Source organism: Streptomyces sp. NPDC088706, assembly GCF_044752765.1.
In the GTDB taxonomy this organism is placed as follows: Bacteria; Actinomycetota; Actinomycetes; order Streptomycetales; family Streptomycetaceae; genus Streptomyces.
Genome location: NZ_JBIVLW010000013.1, coordinates 90,545 through 116,190, shown reverse-complemented (window position 1 = coordinate 116,190; position 25,646 = coordinate 90,545). Strand labels below are relative to the sequence as shown.

Genomic DNA, 25,646 nt, shown 5'->3' with positions numbered 1-25,646 from the left:
TCGTAGTCAACAGGTGCGGTTCGCGCCGCGCCCGGGAAGAGGTTTTCCATCCCGACCCGAGGGCCCCGGAGGCACCGATGAGCACTCCCGACACACCCGCGACCCCCGCGCCCCAGGGGTCGCCGCCGCTCAAGCGGGCCCTGGGGCCCAAGCTGCTGATCCTCTTCGTCATCGGCGACATCCTCGGCACCGGCATCTACGCCACCACCGGTGACGTGGCGGGCAAGGTGGGCGGCGCGCTGTGGCTGCCGTTCGCCATCGGATTCGTCGTGGCGCTGCTGACGGCGGCCTCGTACGTGGAGCTCGTCGGCAAGTACCCGAAGGCGGCCGGGGCCGCGCTCTACACCCAGAAGGCGTTCAAGGTCCCCTTCCTCACCTTCGTCATCGCCTTCATGGTCATGTGCTCGGGGCTCTCATCGGCGAGCGCGGCGGCCCGGGCGTTCAGCGGCGACTATCTGGGTGAATTCACCGACGCGGTACCGCCGACGCTCATCGCGATCCTCTTCATCCTCGCCCTGTCCGCGATCAACCTGCGCGGGGTCGCCGAGTCGGTGAAGACGAACGTCGTCCTGACCGTGGTGGAGGTCAGCGGGCTCGCGGTGATCCTGGTGATCGGCGCGTACGCGGTGTTCAGCGGCGAAGGGGAGCCCTCCCGGCTGACCCAGATCGAGGCCGGCGGAACCGGATACGCCCTGCTCACCGGGGTGCTCGGTGCCACCGCGCTCGGCTTCTTCGCCTTCGTCGGCTTCGAGGACTCGGTGAACATGGCCGAGGAGACCAAGGACCCGGCCCGCAGCTTCCCCCGCGCCATCTTCATCGGCGTCGCCGTCACCGGCACCATCTACGTCCTGGTCGCCCTGGTCTCCTCGCTGCTGGTCGACTCCCGCACCCTGGCGGGCTCCAGCGGCCCGCTGCTGGAAGTGGTGAAGGCGGGCGGAGTCGATTTTCCGCCGAAGCTCTTCGCGCTGATCGCCCTGTTCGCGGTCACCAACTCGGCGCTGATCAACCTCATGATGGCCTCGCGGCTCTGCTACGGCATGGCCAACGAGCGCATCCTCCCGCCCGGGATGGGGAAGGTGCTGGCGGGCCGGCGCACCCCCTGGGTCGGCATCGTCTTCGTCTCCGTCCTGGCGATCGGCCTGGTCTCCACCGGCGAGATCGAAGGGCTCGGCGACACCACGTCCTTCCTGCTGCTCTGCGTCTTCGGCGTGGTCAACATCGCCGTGCTGGTGCTGCGCAAGGACCGGGTCGAGCACCACCACTTCCGTACGCCGACCGCCCTGCCGGTGCTCGGTGCGATCACCTCGCTGATCCTGGCGAGCCCGCTCGCCGACCGGGGCGCCGACGTGTACGTACGCGCCGGCATCCTGCTGCTGATCGGCATCGGGCTCTGGGGGGTGAACAAGGCGGTGATGGCGGCCAGGGAGAAGTCCGGCGGCTCAGCGGCCTGACGGCGCGCCACCGCACGTCCCGGCCAGCCCAATCCAGCCGCTGCTTTACACCCGGGGGCGCATGTACCAAAGGAAAATGCCAGAACCTCCACCTGCCGTGAGCACGTTGCGTAGCCTCGGGGTCACAGCCGTACGCCGCGTCGGGAAGGGGAATCCGCGTGCCCGGAATCGACGAGTGCCTGCTCGAAGTCATGAGGCTGCCCGGCGCGCGGGGCGCCTCGGTGGTCGACTGGACGAGCGGCCTCGCGCTCGGCACCATCGGCGAATCCCCCAACGGCGACCACGAGGCGACAGCGGCCGAGACGGCGGAAGTCGCCCGGATGACCGCCGAACAGCCCGCCTTCGCCCACCTCGCACAAGGGGGCGGAACCGGACGCTCCGAGGAAGCGCCGAGTACCCCCGTCGAGGACGTCATCGTCACCACACAAGACGGTTACCACATGCTCCGCTTCGTCGAGACGGCTTTCGACAGCAGCGTCTTCCTCCACCTGTGGCTGGACCGCTCCGAGGGCAACCTCGCGCTCGCCCGGATGCGCCTGGGCGAGCTGGCCGAGCGGCTGGTGCTGGCATGAGCGCGATAGCCGCCGACCCCGGTGCCCCGCCGACGGACCGGCTCCCGGTCCTCTCCCCGATGCTCCAGCGCCTCGCCACCGAACGGGCCACCGGCGCCCTGATGCGCGACCGCGGCACGCTCTACCTCGCCGACGGCCAGGTGGTGCACGCCGAGAGCCCCGCCACCCCCGGCATCGACGTGCTGCTCACCACCGGCGGCACGCTGCGGCACGAGGGCTGGTGGGACGCGGTGGCGCAGGCCGGGGCCGGGCAGCGGGTCGGGCGCTACCTCGTGGACAGCGGCCATGTGCCGGGCGGCGCCCTGGAGTTGTGCCACCTGGGCGCACTGTACGACGCCGCGTTCTTCGCCCTCGCCCCGACAGGGACACCCGCCCGCTTCCGTTACGGGGTGTCGCACTGGATCGGCCCCGTGCGGCCGGTCCCGGTGGCCGCCGTCCAGCGCGAGACGCTGCGCAGGCGGGAGCTGCTGGACCGGATCTGGCCCGACGCCGCCTGCGACAGCGCCCCCGTGGTCCGGACGGCGGCGCACCCGGGCGACAGCCCCGTACCCGCCCGCCAGCGCCCGGTCCTGGAGCTGGCCGACGGCGTGCGGACGGCCTCCGACATCGCCCAGGCACTGGGCCGTTCGGCGTTCCACATCCTGGTCGACCTGCGGCGGCTCGCCGCGGCCGGCCTGGTGGGGGCGGTGCGCGCGCGCCCCCTGCGCGCCGCCGGCACCCCGGCACACGGCCGGATCGCGCTCCCCGAGGTGACGGCCGACCCCGATACCGCCCTGCTGCGCCGGCTCCGAGACGCATTGGAGGCCCTGTGATACGCGCGCTCAGACAGCGTGCCGGGAGGAGACAGCTGATGGTTCCCGAGGCCGAGACGCGCGGTGTTCTCGACGAGCTCCAGCGATTACGCGCCCGGGTCCCGCTCCTCGCCGGGGCGCTGGCCGCCTCCACCGACGGGCTGGTCCTGGCCCACGACACCCCGGGCGTCGAGGCCGAAGGCGTCGCCGCCCTCACCGCCGCCGCGCTCGGCGTCTCGATCCGCATGACGGAGGCCACCGGCCGCGGCGGCTTCCGGGAGCTCCTGGTCCGCGGCGGGAGCGGCTACATCGCCACCTACGCGGCCGGCTCCTCCGCCGTCCTGACCCTGCTGGCCGAGGACCGCATCAACGTCGGCCGGCTGCACCTGGAGGGCCGCCGCGCGGGCGCCCGGATCGGCGAACTCGTCGACACCGCCCTGGAACGCGCCGAGCGTACGCCCCCCATGCCCCGCACCGCACCACCGCGCGTCGCCCCCGACCGCACCCTGCCGCAGCGCCCCACGTAGCGGCTCCGATCCCCCCACCCGTACCGCCAAGAACCCCGGGACCCACGCCATCACGCGGAAACCCACGCGGCAACCCACGCCACCCACACAGAAACGGACCCGGTCGACGCGACCGGCCAGGGAAAGGAAACGAGCCTCCATGGCGAACACCGAAACGGCACTGAAGGACGCGATGAGCTCGATCGAGGGCGCCACGGGTGTCGCCCTCGTCGACTACACGAGCGGGATGGCCTTGGGCACACTCGGAGGCGGCAAGGACTTCAACCTGGAGGTCGCCGCCGCCGGCAACACCGACGTGGTCCGCGCCAAGCTCCGCACCATGGAGCATCTGGGCATCAAGGACGAGATCGAGGACATCCTCATCACGCTGGGCACCCAGTACCACCTGATCCGGCTGCTCAAGACCCGTGGCAGCAACGGCCTCTTCCTCTACCTGGTGCTGGACGGGAGCCGGGCGAACCTGGCGATGGCCCGCCACCAGCTGAGGAAGATCGAAGCCGAACTGGAGATCTGAGCGCCTCGGGCACGTCCCTTTCGGAACCGGAGATCCGAGCGCCTCGCGCATCCTCACCGGCGGCGACGCCGCGCCCCGCCCGGCGCGGCGTCCCCCGCCGGTGCCCGGGAGCGCGAACGAGGACGCGACGGCTGCGGAGGGAAGTCACTCCACGAACAGGCCCCGCGCCGCCGCCCGTACGTCGAACTCCTCCAGCCGCGCCTGGGCGTCGGGCAGTTCGTCGCACATGGCCTCCAGCAGCACCCGCCCCAGCAGCATCGGCGCGCAGACGGTGTCGAAGGAGAGCCCGGAGCCGATGGCCGCCGGGAGCAGCAGATCGCTGTGCTTGGCGACCGGCGCGAAGGCGGAGTCGGCGACCGTCACGACGGTGAGTCCCTGCTCCCCGGCGTACGCCAGCGCCTCCACGCACTCCTTGGGGTGGCGCGGCAGCGCGAAGCACATCAGGGCGGTGGCGCCGGCCCGGCGGGCGGAGTCGATCCGGTCCAGGAGCATGGAGCCGCCCTCGTCCAGCACCCGGACGTCGGGGTGGACCTTGGCGGCGAAGTAGCCGAACCCCCGCGCCTGCGAGGAGGCCGCGCGCAGCCCCAGCACGCACAGCGGCCGGGAGGCGGCCAGCAGCCGCCCCGCCCGCTCCACGGGCCCGGGGTCGGCGAGCAGGTCGGAAAGGTGCTGGAGATTCTCGATCTCGGCGCGGACGGCCTGCTGGTACTCGTTGTACGTCTCCCCCGCGTCCTCCTGCTCGGCGTCGGCGGGTGCGACCGCGCGCAGGTGTCGGCGGAGCGCCGGGTAGCCGTCGAAGCCGAGGGCGACGGCGAAGCGGGTGACGGAGGGCTGGCTCACCCCGGCGAGATCGGCCAGCTCGATGCTGGAGAGGAACGGCGCGTCGGCCGCCCGGCGGACCATGCAGTGCGCGATACGCCGCTGGGTGGGCGTGAGCCGGTGCCCCTCGAAGAGCCGCTGCAACCGCGCGGCGGGGCTGCTCCCACTCATGCCTGTCCCCTTGCTGGATCCGTCGTGCCACGATCGGCGCCGACAGATCCATTCAGCCAGGAAGGCTCCTGCATGTCCATATGCAACGGGTGGACGGGCGGCTTCCCCCCGGGAAACACGGGGGTTAGCCCCCGTGTTCGGGCCCCTCGACGCTCGTACCGTAACGGGTATGGAAGCTCGTGACCATGAGATCGAGAAGGAGCTCGCCGCCACACTCCAGGCGCGCGGCGAGCTGGGGCCGGAGTACGAGTCCGCGCTCATCGACTCGTTCCTGGAGAAGGTCGAGCAGCGCCTCGACACCACCCTGGACCGCCGGGTCCGGCGCCATCTCGCCGAGCAGCGGGTGACGGCGGTCCGTGACCCCGAGTCCGCGCGGCCGCCGTCCGCGGCGGGGGCCGGGTTCGGGGAGCGGTTCGGCTTCACCATCGCCTCACTCGTCCTGGCCGTCCCGCTCTCCGCGATAGGGGGCGTGCACGCGGGCATCGAGGGGCTGGTGGTGGCCTGGATGGGGATCGTCGGGGTGAACGCGGTCCACGCGGCGCGCAACGGGGGGCGGTTCCGGCAGCGGCGCGCGGCCTCCGACTGGCCGGACTGAGTCGGACTGAGTCGGACTGAGTCGGACTTCCGGCGGTGCGGCGGGAACGACCGCGCGGCCGAGCCCTGGGGGCCCGGCCGCGCGCCGAGTATGTCGCGGGGGCCGCCGCACCCCCGGTGGCCCGGGGGGCGGGACGACGGCGGTCCCCGCGAAGGACGCGGTCCGGGTCAGGGCCGGGTGCCCGCGTCCGGGCGACGGTGGAGGTCCGGGAGCCGCTCCGAAGTCCGGTGTCGCCGTTCTGGGCGCCGGCAAGTTTCCCTGCCGACACCCATCAATGTGCCGGAGCCGTGTTAAGCGGGTGCTGCGCGGACGTGACGCGCTCGTACCGTTTCCGCGAAGCCCCGGCCCGCGTCGTCACGCCTTCGCGGAGCCGGCGTCCTTCGCCAGGAACGCCAGCACGTCCTGCCTGCTCACGACGCCCTTCGGCTTGCCCTCGACCAGCACGATCGCCGCGTCCGCCCCGTCGGCGCCACTGAGCGCGGCCATCAGGTCCTCGACCGGTTCGCCCGAGCCGACCTGCGGCAGCGGGGCCGACATGTGCTTCTCCAGCGGGTCGTCGAGCGAGGCGCGCTGGGTGAACAGGGCGTCCAGCAGCTGTCGTTCCACGACGGAGCCGATGACCTCGGCGGCCATCACGTCGGGGTGTCCGGCGCCCGGCTTCACGATCGGCATCTGGGAGACGCCGTACTCGCGCAGGACGTCGATCGCCTGGCCGACCGTCTCGTCCGGGTGCATGTGGACGAGCGAGGGCAGCGGGCCCTCCTTGAAGTTCAGCACCGTGCTGACCTGCGGGGAGGAGCTGGTGTCCTCCAGGAAGCCGTAGTCGGCCATCCACTCGTCGTTGAAGATCTTGCTCAGGTAGCCGCGGCCGCTGTCGGGCAGCAGCACCACGACGACATCGTCCGGGCCGAGCCGCCGGGCGACCTCCAGGGCCCCGACGACCGCCATGCCGCAGGACCCGCCGACGAGCAGGCCCTCCTCCTTGGCGAGGCGGCGGGTCATCTGGAAGGTGTCCTTGTCGGAGACCGCGACGATCTCGTCGGTGACCTCGGCGTCGTAGGCGGAGGGCCAGAAGTCCTCGCCGACACCCTCGACCAGGTACGGCCGGCCGGAGCCGCCGGAGTAGACCGAGCCCTCCGGGTCGGTGCCGATGACCTTCACGGCACCGTTGCTGATCTCCTTGAGGTAGCGCCCGGTGCCGGTGATCGTGCCGCCGGTGCCGACGCCCGCGACGAAGTGGGTGATCCTCCCCTCCGTCTGCTCCCACAGCTCGGGACCGGTGGTCTCGTAGTGCGAGCGCGGGTTGTTCGGGTTGGAGTACTGGTCCGGCTTCCAGGAGCCCGGCGTCTCGGCGACCAGCCGGTCGGAGACGTTGTAGTACGAGTCCGGGTGCTCGGGGTCAACCGCGCTGGGGCAGACGACGACCTCGGCGCCGTACGCGCGCAGCACGTTGATCTTGTCCGTGGACACCTTGTCCGGGCAGACGAAGATGCACTTGTAGCCCTTCTGCTGGGCGACGATCGCCAGGCCGACGCCCGTGTTGCCGCTGGTCGGCTCGATGATGGTGCCGCCGGGCTCGAGCTCGCCGCTCTGCTCGGCCGCCTCGATCATGCGCAGGGCGATGCGGTCCTTCACCGACCCGCCGGGGTTGAAGTACTCGACCTTGGCCAGGACGGTCGCCTGGATGTCTGCCGTGACGTTGCGCAGCCTCACCAGCGGGGTGTTGCCGACAAGAGTGATCAGCGAATCGTGGAATTGCACCGTGTACTCCGGGATCTCCGAGATGGTCCGGCCAAGGGTATGCGTACCAGCCGGACGATGCGTACGTACGGGGTCCGCCCGCCGGTGGGGGAGGCCGGAAAACGAGGCCGGATACGGAGCGTACGGGCCCGGAAACGCGCGGTGCGATTGGGCGGCGCCCTCGGCGGGGCAGGTAGGTAGATGGACGGCTGTACGGCGAGGAGGAGGTGGACCGGACTGTGTCGAGAGCGAGGGTGGCACGGCGGATCGCGGCGGGCGCGGCCTATGGCGGTGGCAGCATCGGACTGATCGGTGCGGCGGCCGTCGGCGTGTTCCTGGCGGAGGTCCAGCTCGCGAAGAGGCAGGTGGGCGGCGCTACGGCACCGGTTCCGCCGAGCGCGGACGGGCGGTACGGGGTGGCGTTCGCCGGGCCGAACGAGCCGTTGCGGCTCGGGATGCTCGGGGATTCGACAGCTGCGGGCCAGGGGGTGCGGCGGGCCGGGCAGACCCCGGGGGCGCTGCTCGCCTCGGGGCTCGCGGCGGTGGCCGAACGGCCGGTGGACCTGCGGAACGTGGCCCTGCCGGGGGCCCGCTCGGACGATCTGGAGCGGCAGGTCTCGCTGCTCCTCACGGACCCGGCCCGCACCCCGGACGTCTGCGTGATCATGATCGGGGCGAACGACGTCACCCACCGGATGCCCGCCACCCAGTCGGTGCGCTGTCTGACGACGGCGGTGCGCAGGCTGCGGACGGCGGGGGCGGAGGTGGTGGTGGGGACCTGCCCGGACCTGGGCACGATCGAGCCGGTCTACCAGCCGCTGCGCTGGCTGGCCCGGCGGGTGAGCCGGCAGCTCGCGGCGGCGCAGACGATCGGTTCGGTGGAGCAGGGCGGGCGCACGGTGTCGCTGGGGGACCTGCTGGGCCCGGAGTTCGCGGCGAACCCGCGGGAGCTGTTCGGGCCGGACAACTACCACCCCTCGGCGGAGGGGTACGCGACGGCGGCGATGGCGGTCCTGCCCACGCTCTGCGCGGTGCTGGGCCTGTGGCCCGAGTCGGACCGGCTGGACAGCTCGCGCCGCGAGGACATCCTCCCGGTGGCCGAGGCGGCGTCCCAGGCGGCCCGCGAGGCCGGTACGGAGGTCACCGGGGCCCGCGCCCCCTGGGCCCTCCTCAAGCACCGCAGGCGGCGGCGCCTGCCCGCCCCCGCGGAGACGGAACCGGCGCCCCACCCGCACCCGGACGCGGACGCGGCCCACGGGCACGCATAGGGGCGTGGCGCCCCCCGGCAGGCCACCTGAGCAAGCGCTTAGAAAAGAGTCCCTCATCACACGGCCTGCCGGGTGACCCCGGGGATACGCCCGGGTAGCTTCCAAGGGAGTTCTCCCCGTCCACCCAGCTTTCCAGCCCTCATGGAGCCGCGTGATGCCCGAAGCCGTGATCGTCTCTGCCGCCCGTTCGCCGATCGGCCGCGCCTTCAAGGGGTCCCTCAAGGATCTGCGCGCGGACGACCTGACCGCCACGATCATCCAGACCGCGCTGGCCAAGGTCCCCGAGCTGGACCCGAAGGACATCGACGACCTGATGCTGGGCTGCGGCCTGCCCGGGGGCGAGCAGGGCAACAACCTGGGCCGCGTCATCGCCGTGCAGATGGGGATGGACCACCTTCCCGGCTGTACGGTCACCCGCTACTGCTCCTCCTCGCTGCAGACCAGCCGGATGGCGCTGCACGCGATCAAGGCCGGCGAGGGCGACGTCTTCATCTCGGCGGGCGTCGAGATGGTGTCCCGCTTCGCCAAGGGCAACTCCGACAGCCTGCCGGACACGCACAACCCGCTCTTCGCCGAGGCCGAGGCGCGCACCGCCGCCCGCGCCGAGGAGTCCGGTACGGACTGGCACGACCCGCGCGAGGACGGCATCCTCCCGGACGCGTACATCTCGATGGGGCAGACGGCGGAGAACCTGGCCCGGCTCAAGGGCGTCACCCGCCAGGACATGGACGAGTTCGGCGTACGGTCGCAGAACCTCGCCGAGGAAGCCCTGAAGAACGGCTTCTGGGAGCGGGAGATCACCCCGGTCACCACCCCCGACGGCACGGTCGTCTCCAAGGACGACGGCCCCCGCGCGGGCGTCACGCTGGAGGGCGTGCAGGGCCTGAAGCCGGTGTTCCGCCCCGACGGCCTGGTCACCGCGGGCAACTGCTGCCCGCTCAACGACGGCGCCGCCGCCCTGGTGATCATGTCCGACACCAAGGCGCGCGAGCTGGGCCTGACCCCGCTGGCCCGGATCGTCTCCACCGGCGTCTCCGGCCTCTCCCCCGAGATCATGGGATACGGCCCGGTCGAGGCCAGCAAGCAGGCGCTGGAGCGGGCCGGCCTGACCATCGGCGACATCGACCTCGCCGAGCTCAACGAGGCCTTCGCCGCCCAGGTCATCCCCTCCTACCGGGACCTCGGCCTGCCGCTGGAGAAGGTCAACGTCAACGGTGGCGCGATCGCGGTCGGCCACCCCTTCGGCATGACGGGCGCCCGCATCACCGGCACGCTGATCAACAGCCTCCGGTTCCACGACAAGCAGTGGGGCCTGGAGACGATGTGCGTGGGCGGCGGCCAGGGCATGGCGATGGTGATCGAGCGGCTGAGCTGAGCCGCAGCGGAGGGTAGGGGTCGCGCGAGGTACGAGTGCGGCACCTGCCCGCAGCGGAGGCGAAGCTCAGCGCGACCACCAGCGCGAGCGGCTGAGCTGAGCCGCAGCGGAGGCGAAGCTCAGCGCGACCACCAGCGCGAGCGGCTGAGCTGAGCCGCAGCGGCCCGTGAGGGCCCTCGGGGCTTCCTCGCCGCGGGGTGTCCGAATCCGGCCGAGCCCCGACCGTGACCGAATCTCCCCCAGGATGTGATCTGCGTCCCGGGGGAGAGTCGTTTCCCCAGGTCACGGCGGATACGGGGGTAAACCCAGGACCGAAAGACCTGTCCATTTCGTGACGTAATGCACTGACAGCCGGTATGGGTACAGGCCAAGCTGATGTAGGAAGTCGGGGGTATCGATTGAAACCGGGAGTTGTCAGTGAGCGCCATGTCGTTTGCCCTGTTGCTGACCACCGCCGCTGCCACGGCCGTCGGCGCCGCCGCGCTGCACGCCGCTCACGGGCTGCGTAAGCAGGTCGCGGGCCTGCGCACGGAGCTGGCCGAGGGCCGCGCCCGCGGTGCGTCGGTGCCGGCGCAGAGCCGTAGTACCGCCACCCCCGCCGAGGAGATACGCGCGGCCGTGGCCGAGGCGCTGGCCGAGGAGCGCGAGCGCGAACTGGCCGAGGCGCGTGCCTTCTGGGCCGCCCAGGAGGCGCGCGACGCGGCGGACGCCCCGTCCCTGCTGGGCGGGATGCCCATGCTCGGCGAGGAGGCCCCGTTCTACCTGCCGCGCCAGGCCGACTTCGCCGGTCTGGAGTCGATGGACCTCGAAGCGGCCGAGGCGATGGAGGAGCTGGCGGAGCTGAGCGAGCGGACGCTCGCGGAGCACGAGGCGGCCGACTTCGCAGGCGAGTTCGCCGGTGAGTTCATGGACCTTCCGGAGATCGCGGACCACCCCGAGGACTCCCCCGAGCTGGCCGCGGCCCGCCGCCGCCACCCCTCACACCCGGACTTCGTCCCCGTACAGACACCGGTGGTCACCGACCACGAGCGCACCGTGAGCCGCCTGGAGGAGCTGGCCGACCTGGCCACCGAGCTCACGGATGTGCGGCCGGGACCGCTGGGCACGCTCGATGTGTACGTCTTCGCCGACGGCACCACGCTCTGTATGACCCCCGGCCACCGCGAGACGGCCGAGCGGCTCGCGGACGCGCTGCGGGCGGGCCGGCAGCCGGTGCTGCTGGGCGGTTCGGGCGTCTCCGGCGCCTACGCGCTGACCTTCTCCTGCGGCGAGGACAACGTCTACATCCTCGCGGACCGCGTCATCGCCTCGTTCTGACCGGAGGGGTTCCGACCGGACCGTCACGGTCCCCCGGGCGCGGGCCCGGCTACGCGAAAGCCCGCGCCGCCGCTTCCTCGACGTAGCGCACGGCCTCGTCCAGCTCTCCGGGCGGGGCCGTCACCAGTGCCACGGCCAGGTCCCGCCCGGCGACGGCGAGTTGGTCGCCCACGGCGAACACCCCGGCGTCCGGCAGCACCCGGGGCTGCGCCCCGGGGCTCTCGAAGCGCTGAGCCCGTACGGCGAGTTCACGGGCGGCGGCCAGCGCCTCGGCGGCCGCACCGCGCTGGAGGCGGCTCTGCGGGGCCGAGCGCAGCCGGTCGGCGAATCGGTCCACGACCAGGATCAGAGGCGTCGTATCGAGCACGCGCCCGACCCTACGCGCCCTTTCCGCCCGGCTGCCACGCGCCCCTACGCGCCCTCGCGGCATGGTTGCCAACAGCCGCACGCTCAGGCACGGTGTCGGGAAGGAACAGCAACGCGCACTGCGTCGGAGGCGCCGATGTCGCATGTCTTCTCCGAAGAAACTCATCGCAACCTGCTCTCGCGGATCCCTCAATGCACCGGTCGTGAGATCTCCGACTGGATCCGGACCGTCGATGAAGGACCCTCCCTCGTCCGCTTCGAGGAGAAGGTGAGCTGGCTGCGCGGGGAGCACGAACTCGCCTACGGGCACGCCAAGGCGATCATCCACGAGTACGACCTCAGGCGGGCCGCACGCAAACTGCTGTGACCCGCACCCGCCATGAGCACCAGGAACGCGGAAACGGCCCGCAGGCGCGATGGCTGCGGGCCGTTCCGATGGTGCCTACCGGTGCGTCGCCGGTCAGTCGTCACCCTGGAGGATGGCGACCAGACGCAGCATCTCGATGTAGATCCACACCAGGGTCACGGTCAGGCCGAAGGCGGCCAGCCATGCCTCCTCGCGCGGGGCGCCGTACGCGATGCCGTCCTCGACCTGCTTGAAGTTGAGGGCGAGGACGCACGCGCCGATCACGATGGCCACGATGCCGAAGACGATGCCGAGCGCGCCGCTGCGGAAGCCGAGGCCGTCACCGCCGCCGAAGACGGCGAAGAGCAGGTTGACCATCATCAGCAGCATGAAGCCGATGAGGGCTGCCATCACGAAGCCGTAGAAGCGGCGCGTGACCCGGATCAGACCGGTGCGGTAGGCGATCAGCACACCGGCGAAGACCGCCATCGTGCCGAGCACCGCCTGCATCGCGGCGCCGGGGGCGACGTAGACACTGACGATGTTGCTGACGATGCCGAGGAAGACACCCTCGAAGGCCGCGTACGTCAGGATCAGCGCCGGCGAGGGCCGGCGCTTGAACGAGTTCACCAGCGACAGCACGAAGCCGATGAGCGCGGCACCGATGGCGACGCCGTAGGCGCTGCTCAGGTTCCCCTGGTCGACCGGCATGACCCACCAGGCGATGGCGGCGGCCACGATCACGGTGCCGAGCGTCATCGTCGTACGCGTCACCACGTCGTCGATGGTCATCGCGTCGGTGCGCGCGGGCGCCGGGGCGCCGGGCTGGGTGCCCTGCTGTGCGTAGGGGTTGGTGGCGTACGGGTTGGCGGCGGTGCCCTGCGCGAACGGGTTGGCCCCCGTCGCGGCGGCCCCGGCCTGCGGCACCGCGTCGAAGCCCGCGTGGCCGTTGTCGCGGCTGAACCCCCGTCGCGAGAAGACCGGGTTGCTGCTCCTCATCTCACTCCTCCATGGCCACACTGCGTGGCCTTGCCACAAGAGTAATGGGTAGGCAAAAGAATCACCCTAGTGCCTGGGGAGGATCTTTGGCACCGCCGTCGGCTCGGACCGCGGAGGCCCTGTTCCGTGCCGGGACCTGGGGCCCTTCGACCCGGGCGCTACAGGGAGGGCCGTCCGGGTCACGCTCCGTACTGTGCGTGGTGCCCGGAGCCGGACTCGAACCGGCACGCCCCCGAGGGGCAGCGAGGTTTAAGCTCGCCGTGTCTACGTTCCACCATCCGGGCGTGCCGCGGGGCTCCGCGTTGGCAACAGACCCTATCCGGGGGCGTCCCCCGATCAGCGGAACAGTGGCGCGATGTTGTCCTATTTTATTGACCGCTTGAGGGGCCGTCAGCACCTTCGGGCGGCCTCACCACGCGCCCGCACCGGATACCGGCAGGCGGGGCACCGCGCGGGAATGACGGAAAGTCGCCGCACCCGTACGGCCCAATCCGCCAGGTGCGCGCCATGCTTCGCCAGGGGGCGCGCCACCCTCGCGGTCCGGGGCGTCGGGAGAGGTCCGAGCACCGCCTCCGCGGACGCTTCCGCGGCTCGGAGCGCGCTGGTCACCCTGTGTTACCGGTCGGACTCTCGAACGGGGCGTCAGGGTCGGTGTCATACCCGAGGAGGACGCCCCCACCCCTGGGATGCGACTCAAGAGGGCCACGGGAACGGGCATCGGGGGTGACGACCGAGGGCGATCGGGACGGGACGATGAAGAGGTCCCGAAGGCACCGCCGTCAGCGCGGTCCGCGTCACCCCGTATGCGTCCGCATCACCCGAACCAGGAGCGTCCCTGTGACCACCACCCCCACCGTTCACCGCGCCACCGCGGTGGCTGCCCGTGCCACGGAGCTGTCGAAGGTCTACGGCGAGGGTGAGACGCAGGTCGTCGCCCTGGACCGGGTGTCCGTGGACTTCCCGCAGGGTGAGTTCACCGCGATCATGGGCCCCTCGGGCTCCGGCAAGTCGACGCTGATGCACTGTGTCGCCGGTCTCGACAGTTTCAGCAGCGGTTCGGTGCGCATCGGCGACACCGAGCTGTCGACGCTGAAGGACAAGCAGCTCACGCAGTTGCGCCGGGACAAGATCGGCTTCATCTTCCAGGCCTTCAACCTGCTGCCGACGCTCACCGCGCTGGAGAACATCACCCTTCCGATGGACATCGCGGGCCGTAAGCCCGACGCCGCGTGGCTCCAGAAGGTCATCGACATGGTGGGGCTCTCGGAGCGGCTGAAGCACCGGCCCACCGAGCTCTCCGGCGGCCAGCAGCAGCGGGTCGCCGTGGCCCGTGCCCTGGCCTCGCAGCCCGAGATCATCTTCGGTGACGAGCCGACCGGGAACCTGGACTCCCGCTCCGGCGCCGAGGTCCTGGGCTTCCTGCGCAACTCGGTGCGCGAGCTGGGCCAGACCGTGGTGATGGTGACCCACGACCCGGTGGCCGCCTCCTACGCGGACCGGGTGATCTTCCTCGCGGACGGCGCGGTCGTCGATCAGATGATGCACCCCACGGCCGACGGGGTCCTCGACCGGATGAAGGCGTTCGACGCGAAGGGCCGCACCAGCTGACGCGAGCGGCCCGCCGCCCGCGGCGGCCGCCGCCCAGTCGACGCGTATGGCGAGCGCCCGCCGCGTCCCCCTCCCCGTCCCCCTTTCCGGAGACCCTCCCGGGCTGCCGGAACCCATCCCAGGACACACAGACATGTTCCGTACCGCCCTGCGCAATGTGCTCGCGCACAAGGCCAGGCTGCTGATGACCGTGCTCGCCGTCATGCTCGGCGTAGCGTTCGTCTCCGGCACCCTCGTCTTCACCGACACCCTCGGCAACGCCTTCCGCAACCAGTCCGCCAAGAGCTACGACGACGTCGCCGTCGCCGTCGAGACCCACGCCGGCGGGCGCGACGAGAAGACCCCCGGCCTCGACGACGCCACCCTGGACAAGATCCGCGGCGTGGACGGCGTGGCCTCCGTCACCGGCCGGGTCGACGGTTTCGCCGGGGTCGCCGACCCGGACGGCAAGCTGATCGGCAACGGCTGGTCCAACACCGGCGCGAACTTCGCCCCCGGCAAGGACGGCAAGGACGGCGCCTACGACTTCACCCAGGGCAGCGGCCCGGTGCGCAACGGCCAGATCGCGCTCGACAAGGACACCGCCTCCAAGGGCGAGTACCGCGTCGGTGACCCGGTGCGGGTGGCCACCAACGGCCCGGTGAAGAAGTACACCCTCTCCGGTGTCTTCACCACCGAGGACGGCGCGGTCAACGCGGGCGGCAGCCTGGTGCTGTTCGACACCGCGACCGCCCAGAAGCTCTACCTGAAGCCCGGCGTCTTCCAGAACGCCACGGTGACCGCCGCTGCGGGCGCCTCCGACAAGAAGCTGCTGGACGCCATCACGCCGCTACTGCCCAAGGAGGCCACCGCGCAGACCGGCGAGGCCCTCGCGGACGAGCAGGCCGAGCAGATCGAGAACGGTCTCAGCAGCCTGAACGCCATGCTGCTGGCCTTCGCGGGCATCGCCCTGTTCGTCGGTGTCTTCCTCATCGCCAACACCTTCACCATGCTGGTCGCCCAGCGCACCCGTGAGCTGGCCCTGATGCGGGCCATCGGCGCCTCCCGGCGGCAGATCAAGCGCTCGGTGCTGGTCGAGGCCGGTGTCGTCGGAACGCTCGCCTCCGTCATCGGCTTCGCCCTCGGTCTGGGCCTCGCCACCGGGCTGCGCTCCGCGATGGGACTCCTCGGCGGCAAGATCCCGGCCGGTCCGCTGGTGGTCTCGCCCACCGCGGTCGGCTCCGCCTTCGCCGTCGGCATCCTGATCACCGTGCTGGCCGCCTGGCTGCCCGCCCGCCGGGCCGCGAAGATCGCCCCGGTCGCGGCGATGAGCAGCGTGCACGCCACCGCCTCCACCAAGTCCCTGGTCGTACGGAACTCGATCGGCGGCTTCATCGCCCTCCTGGGTGCGGCGGGCATCGTCGGCGGCGCGGCGACCGGCGGGGTGAACGGCCGCTACCTGGTCGCGGCCGGCGCCTTCCTCGCCCTGATCGGCATCATCATCCTGATCCCGCTGCTCTCGCGCCCGGTCATCGCCCTGGTGCGGCCGCTGCTGAAGAAGCTGTTCGGCGTCTCCGGGAAGCTGGCCTCGCAGAACGCGGTGCGCAACCCGCGGCGTACCGGAGCCACCGCCTCCGCCCTGGCCATCGGGCTGACGCTGGTCACCGGCATCTCGGTGCTCGGAGTCACCCTCGGCCAGGCCATCGACAAGATGACCACGGACAACATCAGCGCCGACTACATGGTCTCGATGGCCAGTGGCGGCCCGCTCGACGAGTCCGCGCTCACCGCCCTGGCGAAGGCGGACGGCGTCTCCGCGCTGTCCCCGCAGCAGGCGGCGTACTTCGAGTCCGACGGGGAGTACTTCTCCGCCTCCGGCGTGACCCCGGGCGACGTGGAGAAGGTCTTCTCGCTGGACACGGTCTCCGGCTCGCTCGCCTCGCTGAAGGACGGCCAGGTCGCGGTCGGCGCCAAGACCGCCAAGGAGAACGGCTGGAAGACCGGCGACACCCTGCCGGTGAAGTTCGACGACGAGAAGAAGGACGAGCTGACGATCGGCGCGGTCTACAAGGAGAACGAGTTCCTGCAGACCTTCGTGATCCCCAAGGAGCTCGCCGACCGGCACAGCGCAGCCGCGCGTCCCGACATCCGCGAGATCTGGATCAAGGCGGACGGCGGCGCGAGCGAGGCCAACGAGCAGGCCATCGTGGACGCGCTCGGCGACAACCCGGCGATGAGCGTCATGGACCGGCAGGACATCCGTGACATGTTCGGCGGCTTCGTCAACACCGCGCTGAACATCATGTACGGGCTGCTCGCCATGGCCCTGCTGATCGCGGTCCTCGGGGTCGTCAACACCCTGGCGATGTCGGTGTTCGAGCGCCAGCAGGAGATCGGGATGCTGCGCGCCATCGGTCTCGACCGCGGTCGTGTCAAGCGGATGATCCGTCTGGAGGCCGTCGTCATCTCGGTCTTCGGCGCGGTGATCGGGGTCGGCCTCGGCGTCTTCCTCGGCTGGGCGATCGGCCGGACCCTGGCCGCCGACATCCCCGGCTACGCCCTGGTCATCCCGTGGGACCGGCTCGCCATCTTCCTGGTCCTGGCCGGCCTGGTGGGCGTCCTCGCCTCGCTGTGGCCCGCCCGCAGCGCCGCCAAGCTCAACATGCTGACGGCGATCAAGACCGAGTGACCGGGTCCCGGTGGGACCGGGAGGGGACAAGGGACGACGAGGGGCCGGCGCTCCGCTGGGAAGCGGAGCGCCGGCCCCTCGCCCGTTCGCGTACGGGTCAGTTGGCCGGCTTCTCCGTCCAGGCACGGGTGCGCAGCGGCAGCTTCGAGCCGCCGCCCTCCAGGGGGCGCACCGCGAGGATCTGGTTGACGCCGATCTTGTTGTGCTCGAAGGAGAGCGCGGAGGCCGCCATGTACAGCCGCCAGACCCTGGCCCGGCCCGGCGAGGTGGCACGTACCGCCTGCTCCCAGTGGCGCTCCAGGTTGGCCACCCAGTGGCGCAGGGTCAGGGCGTAGTGCTCGCGGATGGCCTCGACGTCCCGGGCCTCGAACCCGGCCTCCTCCAGGGTGGTCAGGGTGCGGCCGAGGGGGGCGAGCTCGCCGTCGGGGAAGACGTAGGAGTCGATGAACGCGTCGATGCGGTAGGCGTCCTCGTCCTTCTCCGGGCGGCGGGCGATCTGGTGGTTCAGCAGGCGTCCGCCGGGCTTCAGGAGGGCGTAGAGGTCGTCGGCGTACTCGCGGTAGCGGACCGAGCCGACGTGTTCGGCCATCCCGATCGAGGAGATCGCGTCGTACGGGCCGGGTGGGGTATCCCCTGTCCGAGCGGAGCCGAGAGCTCGGGGAAGGACGTCCCGGTAGTCCTGGACCCGGATCTCGATCCGGTCGGCCAGGCCCTCCTCGGCGATGCGCTTGCGGGCGTGGGTGGCCTGTTCCTGGGAGAGGGTGATGCCGGTGACCTGTGCCCCGTACTCTCGCGCCGCGTGGATGGCCATCGAGCCCCAGCCGCAGCCGACGTCCAGGAGGCGGTCGCCCGCCTTCAGGGCGAGCTTGCGGCAGACCAGGTCGAGCTTCTCGCGCTGGGCGTCCTCCAGGGTTCCGCCGTCCTGCCAGTAGGCGCAGGAGTAGACCATGGACGGGCCGAGGACCAGGGCGTAGAAGTCGTTGCCCACGTCGTAGTGGTGGCTGATGGCCTCCTTGTCGCGCCGCCTGGTGTGCAGCGGGCCGGTGCGGCGCCGGACCTCCTCGGCGGGCGGGGCGGGCGGCGGCCAGGGACCGGCCAGCTGGAGGAGCCCGCGGGCGAAGGCGCGGACGGCCGGGTTCCGGACCGGGTGGACGGCGTCCTTGGCATCGGCGCCCCGGTCCCACAGGAGCCCGGCGATCCGGCCGAGCACCTCGTACAGATCGCCGTCGACATCGATCTCCCCGGCCACCCAGGCGCGGGCCAGGCCCAGTTCGCCCGGCTTCCACAGGAGTCTGCGCAGGGCGCGGCGGTGGCGGATCACGAGGACGGGGGCGCCGGGCGGACCCGATTCGCTGCCGTCCCAGGCCCGGATGCGGACCGGTAGGGGTTCCGAGAGCAGTTCTTCGGCGAGAGCGGTGAGCCGCGATGCGGCGCGTGCCATGGCGCACACCTCCGTGATGGTGTTTCCCCGACGAACACGACAAGTCCGATGCGTACCTACGTGCTCATAGTCCCGCCGTCACCTGCCTCGGTGTCACGACGAGATATTTCTGCGTCAACTCTCCCGGTACGCTCCGTCATCCCGCTACCGGGCAACGAATCGGCAAAACGCGCCGAAGGGGCCGTCCGCACCACGGATGGCGGACGGCCCCTTCGGGCGTCGTACGGGCGCCCCCCTCGCGGAGCGGGCTCACCAGGAGGTCAGGAGGCCTTGGCCTTCTCGCCCTCGGGCTTGGCGGCGACGGCGGGAGCCGGAGCCGGCTTGGCGGCCTCGTAGAACTCCTCGCGCGGCGTCTCCATGGCACCGAGCGAGACGACCTCGCGCTTGAGGAAGACCGCGAGCGTCCAGTCGGCGAAGATCCTGATCTTACGGTTCCAGGTCGGCATCGCCATGCCGTGGTAGCCGCGGTGCATGTACCAGGCGAGACGGCCCTTGAGCTTGATCTTCACCTTGCCCATGACGATCATCGCGACGCCCTTGTGCAGGCCGAGACCGGCGACCGCGCCCTTGTTGGCGTGGCTGTACTCCTTCTGCGGGAAGCCCCGAATGCCGGAGATCACGTTGTCGCCGAGGACCTTCGCCTGGCGCAGCGCGTGCTGGGCGTTGGGCGGGCACCAGGCGTTCGGGTTGCCGGCGCGGCGGCCGACCATGTCCGGCACCTGGGCGTTGTCGCCCGCGGCCCAGATGTAGTCGGTGCCCTGCACCTGGAGCTTCTCGGAGGTGTCCACGTGGCCGCGGGGGCCGAGCGGCAGACCGAAGCGGGCGAGCGCCGGGTTCGGCTTCACACCGGCGGTCCACACGATGGTGCTGGAGTCGACCTCCAGGCCGTTCTTGAGCACCACGTGGCCGTCGACGCAGGAGTCCATGGAGGTGGAGAGGTAGACCTCCACCCCGCGGCTCTCCAGGTGCTCCTTGCCGTAGGCGCCCAGCTTCGGGCCCACCTCGGGAAGGATCTTGTCGGCGGCGTCGACGAGGATGAAGCGCATGTCCTCGCGCTTCACGTTGGTGTAGTACTTCGCCGCGTCGCGGGCCATGTCCTCGACCTCGCCGATGGTCTCCGCGCCGGCGAAGCCGCCGCCCACGAAGACGAACGTCAGCGCCTTGCGGCGGACGTCCTCGTCGGTCGTGGAGTCAGCCTTGTCCAGCTGCTCCAGGACGTGGTTGCGCAGGCCGATCGCCTCCTCGATGCCCTTCATGCCGATGCCCTGCTCGGCGAGGCCGGGGATCGGGAAGGTGCGGGAGACCGCGCCCATCGCGATGACCAGGTAGTCGAAGGGCAGCTCGTAGGCCTCGCCGACGAGCGGCGCGACCGTGGCGACCTTGCGGTCCTGGTCGATGGTCGTGACCCGACCGGTGAGAACCTCAGCCTTGGGCAGCACGCGTCGCAGCGGGACGACGACATGCCGAGGCGAGATGCTGCCTGCGGCAGCTTCGGGGAGGAAGGGCTGGTACGTCATGTACGACCGCGGGTCGACGACCGTGACGGTCGCCTCTCCGTACCGCATCTTCTTCAGAATGCGACGAGCTGCGTACAGGCCTACGTACCCACCGCCTACAACGAGGATCCTGGGACGCTCCGTGGTGCTCATGCCATCGAGTATCCACCCCGCCCCAGGGGGGTGCTCGTGAGCCCCTTCACAAGGATTGACCGACCCTCTGCTACACTTCGCCGCCCACGTGACCCAGGTCATGACCGCGCGGGGGAACCGTGAGGCCCCGGAGAACGTTCCTGACCGCCTGTGAGCTGGCCCTTGGCCCTCCAGGGGCGCCGCGCCGGCCCCCCGCTCCACACGTACGCACCGCCCCCGGAACGCGCCCGTACGCCGCCCGCGGGGCCCCGGACGGGGCCCGGACGGCCCTCCCGGGACGGAACTGCGTCCGAGAGGGCCGAATTCCTTGTGAAGAAGTTCACGAACTTCGTGGCAGCGGGTCCCCGCGAAGGTCCCCCGAGCTGCTCACCGGGGCCGTACGGCGGCTCAAAGGTGCAGGTGACGCCGCGATCGAGCGGACAGCGGAGGCGCCCGCCGCCACCCTGCGGAGGGAACGCCCACGGTGATCACCCGCACCGGCGAGCCCGTCGCCGCGCCGGTGCCTGTCGCGGACCACGAAGCACTGGCAGAAGCGGCCGACGTGCTGCCCGCCCGGGAGGCAGAAGCGGTCCTGGTCGAGGGCGGCCCGCCCGTGACGATGGCGGAGCCGCCGGCGGACCTGTTCACCGAGCGAGCCACGGACTGGCACGCGGTGCCCGGTCCGAACCCCTATCGGCCCGCCTCGACGTCTTCCGCCGCTGCGAAGGCGATGCCGTCCAGGATGTCGTGCTCGCTGACGACGACCTCGTGCGCGCCCGTCCGCTCCATCACCGCGAGCAGGACGAGGGCGCCCGCCGCGATCACGTCGACGCGGCCCGGGTGCATCACGGGGATCGCGGCGCGCTCCTCGTGGGTCGTCCGGAGCAGGTGCTCGGTGATCGCGCGGACCTGGCCGCGGGAGACCCGGGAGTGGTGGATGGCCTCGGAGTCGTACTCCGCCAGCTCCAGCGCGATCCCGGCGATCGTGGTGACCGTGCCCGCGAGGCCCACCAGGCTGCCGGCCTCGGTGAGTTGCACGGTCTCGGCGGCGAGGTCGAGGGCGGCGTCGATGTCCGCGCGGATCGCGGCGACCCGCGCGGGGGTGGCCGGGTCCACGACGGCCCCGTCCACGACGAGGTGACGCTCCGTCATCCGTACGCAGCCGATGTCCACGGAGCGGGCCGCGCTCACCCCGTCCGAGCCGAGGACGAACTCGGTGGAGCCACCGCCGATGTCGACGACCAGATACGGCTTCGCCAGGTGGTCGCTACCGGTCAGCTCCTTGGTGGCGCCGTCGAAGGAGAGCTGTGCCTCCTGGTCGCCGGTGACCACCTCGGGCTCGACGCCCAGGATGTCCCGGACGCCGGCCACGAACTCGTCGCTGTTCTCGGCGTCGCGGGAGGCGGAGGTGGCGACGAAGCGGACCCGTTCGGCGCCCAGCTCCGCGATCGCGGCGGCGTACTCGCGGCAGGCCGCGAACGTCCGCTCCAGCGCCTCGGGGGCGAGCCGGCCGGTCCTGTCGACGCCCTGGCCGAGGCGGACGATCGTCATCCGCCGGTCCAGCTTCGTGAAAGCGCCGGTGGCGGGGTCCACGTCGGCGACCAGGAGGCGGATCGAGTTCGTACCGCAGTCGACGGCGGCGACCCTGGTCATGCGCGCTTCCCGTCGGCGGGGCCATCGAGGGGACGGAAGGCGAAGTGGCCGCCGTCGCCCTCTTCCACCGTCCAGCCGTCGTCCGCGCTCGGGGCCACGGCGCACGGCGTGACACACGCCCCCTTGGCCCACCACTCGGGCAGCATCGCGATGGCCTCGTCGCCCAGCGGGTTCACCCCGGGTCCGGCTGCCAGCGAGTGGCCCACCAGGACGTGCAGGCACTTCACCCGGTCCGGCATGCCGCCCGCGCTCGGGAAGCCCTCCAGGACCTCGATGGCGTCGCGGCGGGCGAGGTAGTCCTCGTGCGCGGCCCGGTAGGCGGCGGCCAGCTCCGGGTCGGTCTCCAGACGGGCCGTCATCTCCTTCATGACCCCGTTCGCCTCCAGCGTGCCGATCGCCGAGGCCGCCCGGGGGCAGGTCAGGTAGTACGTCGTCGGGAACGGCGTGCCGTCCTCCAGACGGGGCTGGGTCTCCACCACGTCCGGGTTGCCGCACGGGCAGCGGTGCGCGATGGCGCGCAGGCCGCGCGGCGGGCGGCCGAGCTGCTGCTCGAAGGCGGCGATGTCCGCGTCGGTGGGCTGGGTGGACTCGGTCTGCGGAGGGGGCGTTTCCATGCCTGCCTTGGTTCTGCTCGGAAGCTCGTCGAAAGCTCGTCGGGGCGGAAAGAGGTGGTACGTACGGGGGTCAGTCGCGGTCGTCACGGTCGGCGCTGTCCACGCCGTCCCAGAGGTTGGAGTGCCAGGGGAGTCGGCTGTCGCCCGGCTCCCCACGACGGTCCTGCGCCGCGTCGGGGTCGGCCACGGTGTAGCCGGTCTCCCCGGGGAGGACGTAATGGAGGTGCTGGCGGGCCAGTCGCATGATGTACGCGTCGTCCTGGAGCCGCGCCTTCTCGTCCCGCAGCTCCTCGGCGCGCGCCTCGGCCTGCTGTGCGAGCCGCTCCTGCTCGGCGATGTCGTCGCGCTGGGAGACGTACTGACGCATCGGGTAGGCGAGCGCGACCACCAGGGAGCAGACCACCAGCGCCAGGAAGGCGGCCCGGCCGGTGAGCCGGGAGCGGCGGGCCTGGCGGCGGTTCTGGGAGCGGTACACGCGGGCCGCGGTCTGCTCGCCGAGCAGTCGCAGCCTGGTCGCGGTGGAGAACCGGTCGCGGTCCTTCCCGGCCATGTCTCCCGCCTCCCCGTTACGCACGTCCGTCCCCGCACACGGTACGGGACCGAGTGCGGGGACGGACGGAGGCTACCGTCTTGACGCTACGGGTCAGCCCTTGAAGCGCGGGAAGGCGGAGCGGCCCGCGTACACCGCGGCGTCGTCGAGGATCTCCTCGATGCGCAGCAGCTGGTTGTACTTGGCGACGCGGTCCGAGCGGGCCGGGGCGCCGGTCTTGATCTGGCCGCAGTTCACGGCGACGGCGAGGTCGGCGATGGTGACGTCCTCGGTCTCGCCGGAGCGGTGCGACATCATGCACTTGAAGCCGTTGCGCTGGGCCAGCTCGACGGCGTCCAGGGTCTCGGTCAGCGAACCGATCTGGTTGACCTTGACGAGCAGGGCGTTGGCGGAGCCCTCCTCGATGCCGCGGGCCAGGCGCTCCGGGTTGGTGACGAAGAGGTCGTCGCCGACGATCTGGACCTTGGCGCCCAGGCGGTCGGTGATGACCTTCCAGCCGGCCCAGTCGTCCTCGTACAGCGGGTCCTCGATGGAGACCAGCGGGTACGCGGAGACGAGCTCCTCGTAGTACTCGGTCATCTCGGCGGCCGAGCGGGACTTGCCCTCGAACTCGTAGACGCCGTCCTTGTAGAACTCCGACGCGGCGACGTCGAGCGCGAGCGCGATGTCGCGGCCCGGGACGTAGCCGGCCTCCTTGACGGCCTCGACGATGAGGTCCAGGGCGGCGCGGTTGGACTCCAGGTTCGGGGCGAAGCCGCCCTCGTCGCCGAGTCCGGTGGACAGGCCCTTGGTCTTGAGGACCTTCTTCAGCGTGTGGTAGATCTCCGCGCCCCAGCGCAGGGCCTCGGAGAAGGACTCCGCGCCGATGGGGGCGATCATGAACTCCTGGATGTCCACGTTGGAGTCGGCGTGCGAGCCGCCGTTCAGGATGTTCATCATCGGAACGGGCAGCAGGTGCGCGTTCGGGCCGCCGAGGTAGCGGAAGAGCGGCAGGTCGGACGCCTCGGAGGCGGCGTGCGCTACGGCGAGCGAGACGCCGAGGATGGCGTTCGCGCCGAGCGAGGCCTTGTTCTCGGTGGCGTCCAGGTCGAACATCGCCTGGTCGATGAGGCGCTGCTCGGTGGCGTCGTACCCGACGAGCTCCGGGCCGATCTGCTCGATGACGGCGAGGACGGCCTTCTCGACGCCCTTGCCCTGGTAGCGGTTGGGGTCACCGTCGCGGAGCTCGATGGCCTCGAACGCACCGGTGGAGGCGCCGGACGGAACGGCAGCACGGCCCGTGCTGCCGTCGTCGAGGCCGACCTCGACCTCGACCGTGGGGTTGCCCCGGGAGTCGAGGATTTCCCTGGCTACGACGACGTCGATGGACGGCACGAGGCATCTCCTTCTGGGATATGACGCTGGTTGTGCAGGGTCACTGTGGCCTTGCGACACGAGCCTAACCGGCCCGGCCGCGTCAGTCGGCCGACCGCCCGTCCCCTGGGACGAAAAAGGACCCAAGGGCCCGCATCACGGGACGAATCTCCAGAAATCTACTGGGCGGTAACAAGCGTTGGTGACAAGAGGTGAACGCATCCGCGGGCCGGATCCGCGCGTTCCTCCGCCACGGACGGACCCCGGCCCGGCGCGCACGGGGGGAGAGCGCGCCGGGCCGGGGAGCCGTGCGAGGGAGGGTGCCGCCGGACCCCCTCCCGCCGGGGAGGAGAGCCGACTGTTACTTCAGGTGGAGCTGCTGACCCGGGAAGATCAGGTCCGCTTCCTTGACGATGTCGTCGTTGAGCTTGAAGAGCTTGCTCCAGCCGCCCTTGACGTCTTCCTTGTCAGCGATCTTGCTGAGGGTGTCGCCGGCCTTGACCTTGTACTCGCCGTCACCCTTCTTGACCTTCTCACCGGTCGGGGTGGTGACGGTCTTCTTGGAGCTCTCGGCCTTGGGGACGGCCGGGGCGGTGCGCTGCTCGCTGCGCGTGGTGGGCTGCTCGGCCTTGCGCTCGGGCTGCGCCTGCTCGGGCTTGCTCGCGGACGAGCCGGAGCCGGTGTTCACGCCCGGGTCCACACCGTCGTTGGTGAGGCCGCCTGCGCCGGCGCAGGCCCAGGCACCCGGGCCCTGCATGTCGAGGAGCTTCTCGGCGGTGGCGATCTGCTGGTCCTTGGAGGCCAGATCGGCGCGGGAGGCGTACTGCGTACCGCCGGCGGCGGCCCAGCTCGACTGCGAGAACTGCAGTCCGCCGTAGTAGCCGTTGCCGGTGTTGATGGACCAGTTGCCGCCGGACTCGCACCGGGCGACGGCGTCCCAGGTCTCGACGGAGGCGGCGGAGGCGTTGGTCGCGCCCATCAGCGGGACGGCGACGGCGGCACCGGCGACGCCGGCCAGGGTGGCGAGACGGACGGTCTTCGAGGGGCGGCGGTGCTTGCCCTTGCTGTTCAGCAGCATGGAACGGATCTCCTCACCGACGCCTACGAGGTGAGCTGTCGGGTTCGGGCTGATGAGTTGCCCGGTCGCACGACCTTGCGCGCGACTTCACCCCAAGCCGTTCCCGTACGCCCCCGTCCTTCGACGAGGCCGTCCGGACCCGGCGGCCTACCTGGGTCCCCCGCTCCTGCCTACGGCGCTTCACGCGTCTGTTCCCTTCGAC

Annotated in this window: 23 protein-coding genes, 1 tRNA gene, 1 pseudogene and 1 riboswitch; of the genes and pseudogenes, 13 read left to right on the top strand and 12 right to left on the bottom strand. The window is 71.3% G+C overall.

Features of this window, described 5'->3' with window-relative positions:
• The first annotated feature begins 77 nt into the window (after window positions 1–77).
• The 5 genes from ACIQAK_RS25180 to ACIQAK_RS25160 all read left to right on the top strand — a co-directional run bounded on the left by ACIQAK_RS25180 (window position 78) and on the right by ACIQAK_RS25160 (window position 3,855).
• Window positions 78–1,451: an APC family permease gene (locus ACIQAK_RS25180; protein WP_366391920.1), complete on the top strand. Its 1,374-nt coding sequence runs from the start codon at window positions 78–80 to the stop codon at window positions 1,449–1,451.
• Window positions 1,452–1,609: 158 nt separating this feature from the next.
• Entirely contained in the window at window positions 1,610–2,023 is a 414-nt protein-coding gene (locus ACIQAK_RS25175) for a hypothetical protein (RefSeq protein ID WP_366391919.1), read from the top strand.
• A complete protein-coding gene (locus ACIQAK_RS25170) occupies window positions 2,020–2,835 on the top strand; it encodes a helix-turn-helix domain-containing protein (protein ID WP_366391918.1) in 816 nt (271 codons plus the stop codon). Before ACIQAK_RS25175 ends, ACIQAK_RS25170 begins: the two co-directional genes overlap by 4 nt.
• Window positions 2,836–2,873: 38 nt before the next feature.
• The gene (locus ACIQAK_RS25165) at window positions 2,874–3,341 is read left to right on the top strand and encodes a roadblock/LC7 domain-containing protein (RefSeq protein WP_366391917.1); all 468 of its coding nucleotides are present in this window, start codon (window positions 2,874–2,876) and stop codon (window positions 3,339–3,341) included.
• A 139-nt stretch (window positions 3,342–3,480) separates the two neighbouring features.
• Window positions 3,481–3,855 (top strand): hypothetical protein, encoded by a 375-nt coding sequence (locus ACIQAK_RS25160; RefSeq protein ID WP_366391916.1) that lies wholly within the window; start codon window positions 3,481–3,483, stop codon window positions 3,853–3,855.
• 144 nt (window positions 3,856–3,999) lie between these two features.
• Here the strand turns inward: ACIQAK_RS25160 and ACIQAK_RS25155 are convergent, their stop codons facing one another.
• Window positions 4,000–4,845, bottom strand: coding sequence for a MurR/RpiR family transcriptional regulator (locus ACIQAK_RS25155; protein WP_366391915.1), 846 nt, complete (start codon window positions 4,843–4,845; stop codon window positions 4,000–4,002).
• 169 nt (window positions 4,846–5,014) lie between these two features.
• Between ACIQAK_RS25155 and ACIQAK_RS25150 the strand changes: the two genes are divergently transcribed.
• A complete protein-coding gene (locus ACIQAK_RS25150) occupies window positions 5,015–5,440 on the top strand; it encodes a hypothetical protein (protein ID WP_366391914.1) in 426 nt (141 codons plus the stop codon).
• Window positions 5,441–5,794: 354 nt separating this feature from the next.
• On the opposite strand, the gene ACIQAK_RS25145 is transcribed toward ACIQAK_RS25150, so the two are convergent.
• Window positions 5,795–7,201, bottom strand: a complete 1,407-nt coding sequence (locus ACIQAK_RS25145) for a cystathionine beta-synthase (RefSeq protein ID WP_366391913.1) — start codon at window positions 7,199–7,201, stop codon at window positions 5,795–5,797.
• Window positions 7,202–7,434: 233 nt separating this feature from the next.
• Between ACIQAK_RS25145 and ACIQAK_RS25140 the strand changes: the two genes are divergently transcribed.
• The 3 genes from ACIQAK_RS25140 to ACIQAK_RS25130 all read left to right on the top strand — a co-directional run bounded on the left by ACIQAK_RS25140 (window position 7,435) and on the right by ACIQAK_RS25130 (window position 11,140).
• Window positions 7,435–8,448: a GDSL-type esterase/lipase family protein gene (locus ACIQAK_RS25140; RefSeq protein WP_366391950.1), complete on the top strand. Its 1,014-nt coding sequence runs from the start codon at window positions 7,435–7,437 to the stop codon at window positions 8,446–8,448.
• 154 nt (window positions 8,449–8,602) lie between these two features.
• A complete protein-coding gene (locus tag ACIQAK_RS25135; protein ID WP_366391912.1) occupies window positions 8,603–9,823 on the top strand; it encodes an acetyl-CoA C-acetyltransferase in 1,221 nt (406 codons plus the stop codon).
• A gap of 426 nt (window positions 9,824–10,249) precedes the next feature.
• On the top strand, window positions 10,250–11,140 hold the full coding sequence (locus tag ACIQAK_RS25130; RefSeq protein WP_366391911.1) for a hypothetical protein: 891 nt from the start codon (window positions 10,250–10,252) through the stop codon (window positions 11,138–11,140).
• Between the two features lie 49 nt (window positions 11,141–11,189).
• Here the strand turns inward: ACIQAK_RS25130 and ACIQAK_RS25125 are convergent, their stop codons facing one another.
• A complete protein-coding gene (locus tag ACIQAK_RS25125; RefSeq protein WP_366391910.1) occupies window positions 11,190–11,507 on the bottom strand; it encodes a hypothetical protein in 318 nt (105 codons plus the stop codon).
• 135 nt (window positions 11,508–11,642) lie between these two features.
• Between ACIQAK_RS25125 and ACIQAK_RS25120 the strand changes: the two genes are divergently transcribed.
• On the top strand, window positions 11,643–11,873 hold the full coding sequence (locus ACIQAK_RS25120) for a DUF4287 domain-containing protein (RefSeq protein WP_093691897.1): 231 nt from the start codon (window positions 11,643–11,645) through the stop codon (window positions 11,871–11,873).
• A 93-nt stretch (window positions 11,874–11,966) separates the two neighbouring features.
• On the opposite strand, the gene ACIQAK_RS25115 is transcribed toward ACIQAK_RS25120, so the two are convergent.
• Complete coding sequence (locus tag ACIQAK_RS25115; RefSeq protein WP_366391909.1) at window positions 11,967–12,851, bottom strand: Bax inhibitor-1/YccA family protein; 885 nt, start codon at window positions 12,849–12,851, stop codon at window positions 11,967–11,969.
• 198 nt (window positions 12,852–13,049) lie between these two features.
• Window positions 13,050–13,135 (bottom strand) — tRNA-Leu (locus tag ACIQAK_RS25110).
• Window positions 13,136–13,688: 553 nt separating this feature from the next.
• Between ACIQAK_RS25110 and ACIQAK_RS25105 the strand changes: the two genes are divergently transcribed.
• Window positions 13,689–14,459 carry an ABC transporter ATP-binding protein gene (locus ACIQAK_RS25105; protein ID WP_366391908.1) on the top strand — a complete coding sequence of 257 codons (771 nt, stop codon included), beginning with the start codon at window positions 13,689–13,691 and terminating at the stop codon, window positions 14,457–14,459.
• Window positions 14,460–14,592: 133 nt separating this feature from the next.
• On the top strand, window positions 14,593–17,127 hold the full coding sequence (locus tag ACIQAK_RS25100; RefSeq protein ID WP_366391907.1) for an ABC transporter permease: 2,535 nt from the start codon (window positions 14,593–14,595) through the stop codon (window positions 17,125–17,127).
• Window positions 17,128–17,224: 97 nt separating this feature from the next.
• Here the strand turns inward: ACIQAK_RS25100 and ACIQAK_RS25095 are convergent, their stop codons facing one another.
• Window positions 17,225–18,568, bottom strand: a complete 1,344-nt coding sequence (locus ACIQAK_RS25095; protein WP_366391906.1) for a cyclopropane-fatty-acyl-phospholipid synthase family protein — start codon at window positions 18,566–18,568, stop codon at window positions 17,225–17,227.
• 260 nt (window positions 18,569–18,828) lie between these two features.
• Complete coding sequence (locus ACIQAK_RS25090; RefSeq protein WP_366391905.1) at window positions 18,829–20,217, bottom strand: NAD(P)/FAD-dependent oxidoreductase; 1,389 nt, start codon at window positions 20,215–20,217, stop codon at window positions 18,829–18,831.
• 448 nt (window positions 20,218–20,665) lie between these two features.
• Between ACIQAK_RS25090 and ACIQAK_RS25085 the strand changes: the two are divergent.
• Window positions 20,666–20,851, top strand: a pseudogene (locus ACIQAK_RS25085) (prevent-host-death protein); the annotation flags it as partial.
• Between the two features lie 35 nt (window positions 20,852–20,886).
• Here ACIQAK_RS25085 and ACIQAK_RS25080 read toward each other — a convergent pair.
• The 5 genes from ACIQAK_RS25080 to ACIQAK_RS25060 form a co-directional block, all read right to left on the bottom strand.
• Window positions 20,887–21,849: a Ppx/GppA phosphatase family protein gene (locus ACIQAK_RS25080; RefSeq protein WP_366391904.1), complete on the bottom strand. Its 963-nt coding sequence runs from the start codon at window positions 21,847–21,849 to the stop codon at window positions 20,887–20,889.
• On the bottom strand, window positions 21,846–22,463 hold the full coding sequence (locus ACIQAK_RS25075) for a DUF501 domain-containing protein (RefSeq protein WP_366391903.1): 618 nt from the start codon (window positions 22,461–22,463) through the stop codon (window positions 21,846–21,848). Before ACIQAK_RS25075 ends, ACIQAK_RS25080 begins: the two co-directional genes overlap by 4 nt.
• 70 nt (window positions 22,464–22,533) lie before the next feature.
• Complete coding sequence (locus tag ACIQAK_RS25070) at window positions 22,534–23,013, bottom strand: septum formation initiator family protein (RefSeq protein ID WP_366391902.1); 480 nt, start codon at window positions 23,011–23,013, stop codon at window positions 22,534–22,536.
• A gap of 93 nt (window positions 23,014–23,106) precedes the next feature.
• On the bottom strand, window positions 23,107–24,387 hold the full coding sequence (gene eno, locus ACIQAK_RS25065; RefSeq protein WP_366391901.1) for a phosphopyruvate hydratase: 1,281 nt from the start codon (window positions 24,385–24,387) through the stop codon (window positions 23,107–23,109).
• Between the two features lie 340 nt (window positions 24,388–24,727).
• Window positions 24,728–25,444 (bottom strand): transglycosylase family protein, encoded by a 717-nt coding sequence (locus ACIQAK_RS25060; RefSeq protein ID WP_366391900.1) that lies wholly within the window; start codon window positions 25,442–25,444, stop codon window positions 24,728–24,730.
• A 5-nt stretch (window positions 25,445–25,449) separates the two neighbouring features.
• A riboswitch (cyclic di-AMP (ydaO/yuaA leader) is annotated at window positions 25,450–25,632 on the bottom strand.
• Window positions 25,633–25,646 lie beyond the last annotated feature (14 nt).

Coding starts and splice junctions, on each gene's coding strand:
- ACIQAK_RS25180 (WP_366391920.1), top strand. CDS start 78: ATGAGCACTCCCGACACACCCGCGACCCCCGCGCCCCAGGGGTCGCCG.
- ACIQAK_RS25170 (WP_366391918.1), top strand. CDS start 2,020: ATGAGCGCGATAGCCGCCGACCCCGGTGCCCCGCCGACGGACCGGCTC.
- ACIQAK_RS25165 (WP_366391917.1), top strand. CDS start 2,874: ATGGTTCCCGAGGCCGAGACGCGCGGTGTTCTCGACGAGCTCCAGCGA.
- ACIQAK_RS25160 (WP_366391916.1), top strand. CDS start 3,481: ATGGCGAACACCGAAACGGCACTGAAGGACGCGATGAGCTCGATCGAG.
- ACIQAK_RS25155 (WP_366391915.1), bottom strand. CDS start 4,845: ATGAGTGGGAGCAGCCCCGCCGCGCGGTTGCAGCGGCTCTTCGAGGGG.
- ACIQAK_RS25150 (WP_366391914.1), top strand. CDS start 5,015: ATGGAAGCTCGTGACCATGAGATCGAGAAGGAGCTCGCCGCCACACTC.
- ACIQAK_RS25135 (WP_366391912.1), top strand. CDS start 8,603: ATGCCCGAAGCCGTGATCGTCTCTGCCGCCCGTTCGCCGATCGGCCGC.
- ACIQAK_RS25130 (WP_366391911.1), top strand. CDS start 10,250: ATGTCGTTTGCCCTGTTGCTGACCACCGCCGCTGCCACGGCCGTCGGC.
- ACIQAK_RS25120 (WP_093691897.1), top strand. CDS start 11,643: ATGTCGCATGTCTTCTCCGAAGAAACTCATCGCAACCTGCTCTCGCGG.
- ACIQAK_RS25115 (WP_366391909.1), bottom strand. CDS start 12,851: ATGAGGAGCAGCAACCCGGTCTTCTCGCGACGGGGGTTCAGCCGCGAC.
- ACIQAK_RS25100 (WP_366391907.1), top strand. CDS start 14,593: ATGTTCCGTACCGCCCTGCGCAATGTGCTCGCGCACAAGGCCAGGCTG.
- ACIQAK_RS25095 (WP_366391906.1), bottom strand. CDS start 18,568: ATGGCACGCGCCGCATCGCGGCTCACCGCTCTCGCCGAAGAACTGCTC.
- ACIQAK_RS25090 (WP_366391905.1), bottom strand. CDS start 20,217: ATGAGCACCACGGAGCGTCCCAGGATCCTCGTTGTAGGCGGTGGGTAC.
- ACIQAK_RS25080 (WP_366391904.1), bottom strand. CDS start 21,849: ATGACCAGGGTCGCCGCCGTCGACTGCGGTACGAACTCGATCCGCCTC.
- ACIQAK_RS25075 (WP_366391903.1), bottom strand. CDS start 22,463: ATGGAAACGCCCCCTCCGCAGACCGAGTCCACCCAGCCCACCGACGCG.
- ACIQAK_RS25070 (WP_366391902.1), bottom strand. CDS start 23,013: ATGGCCGGGAAGGACCGCGACCGGTTCTCCACCGCGACCAGGCTGCGA.
- ACIQAK_RS25060 (WP_366391900.1), bottom strand. CDS start 25,444: ATGCTGCTGAACAGCAAGGGCAAGCACCGCCGCCCCTCGAAGACCGTC.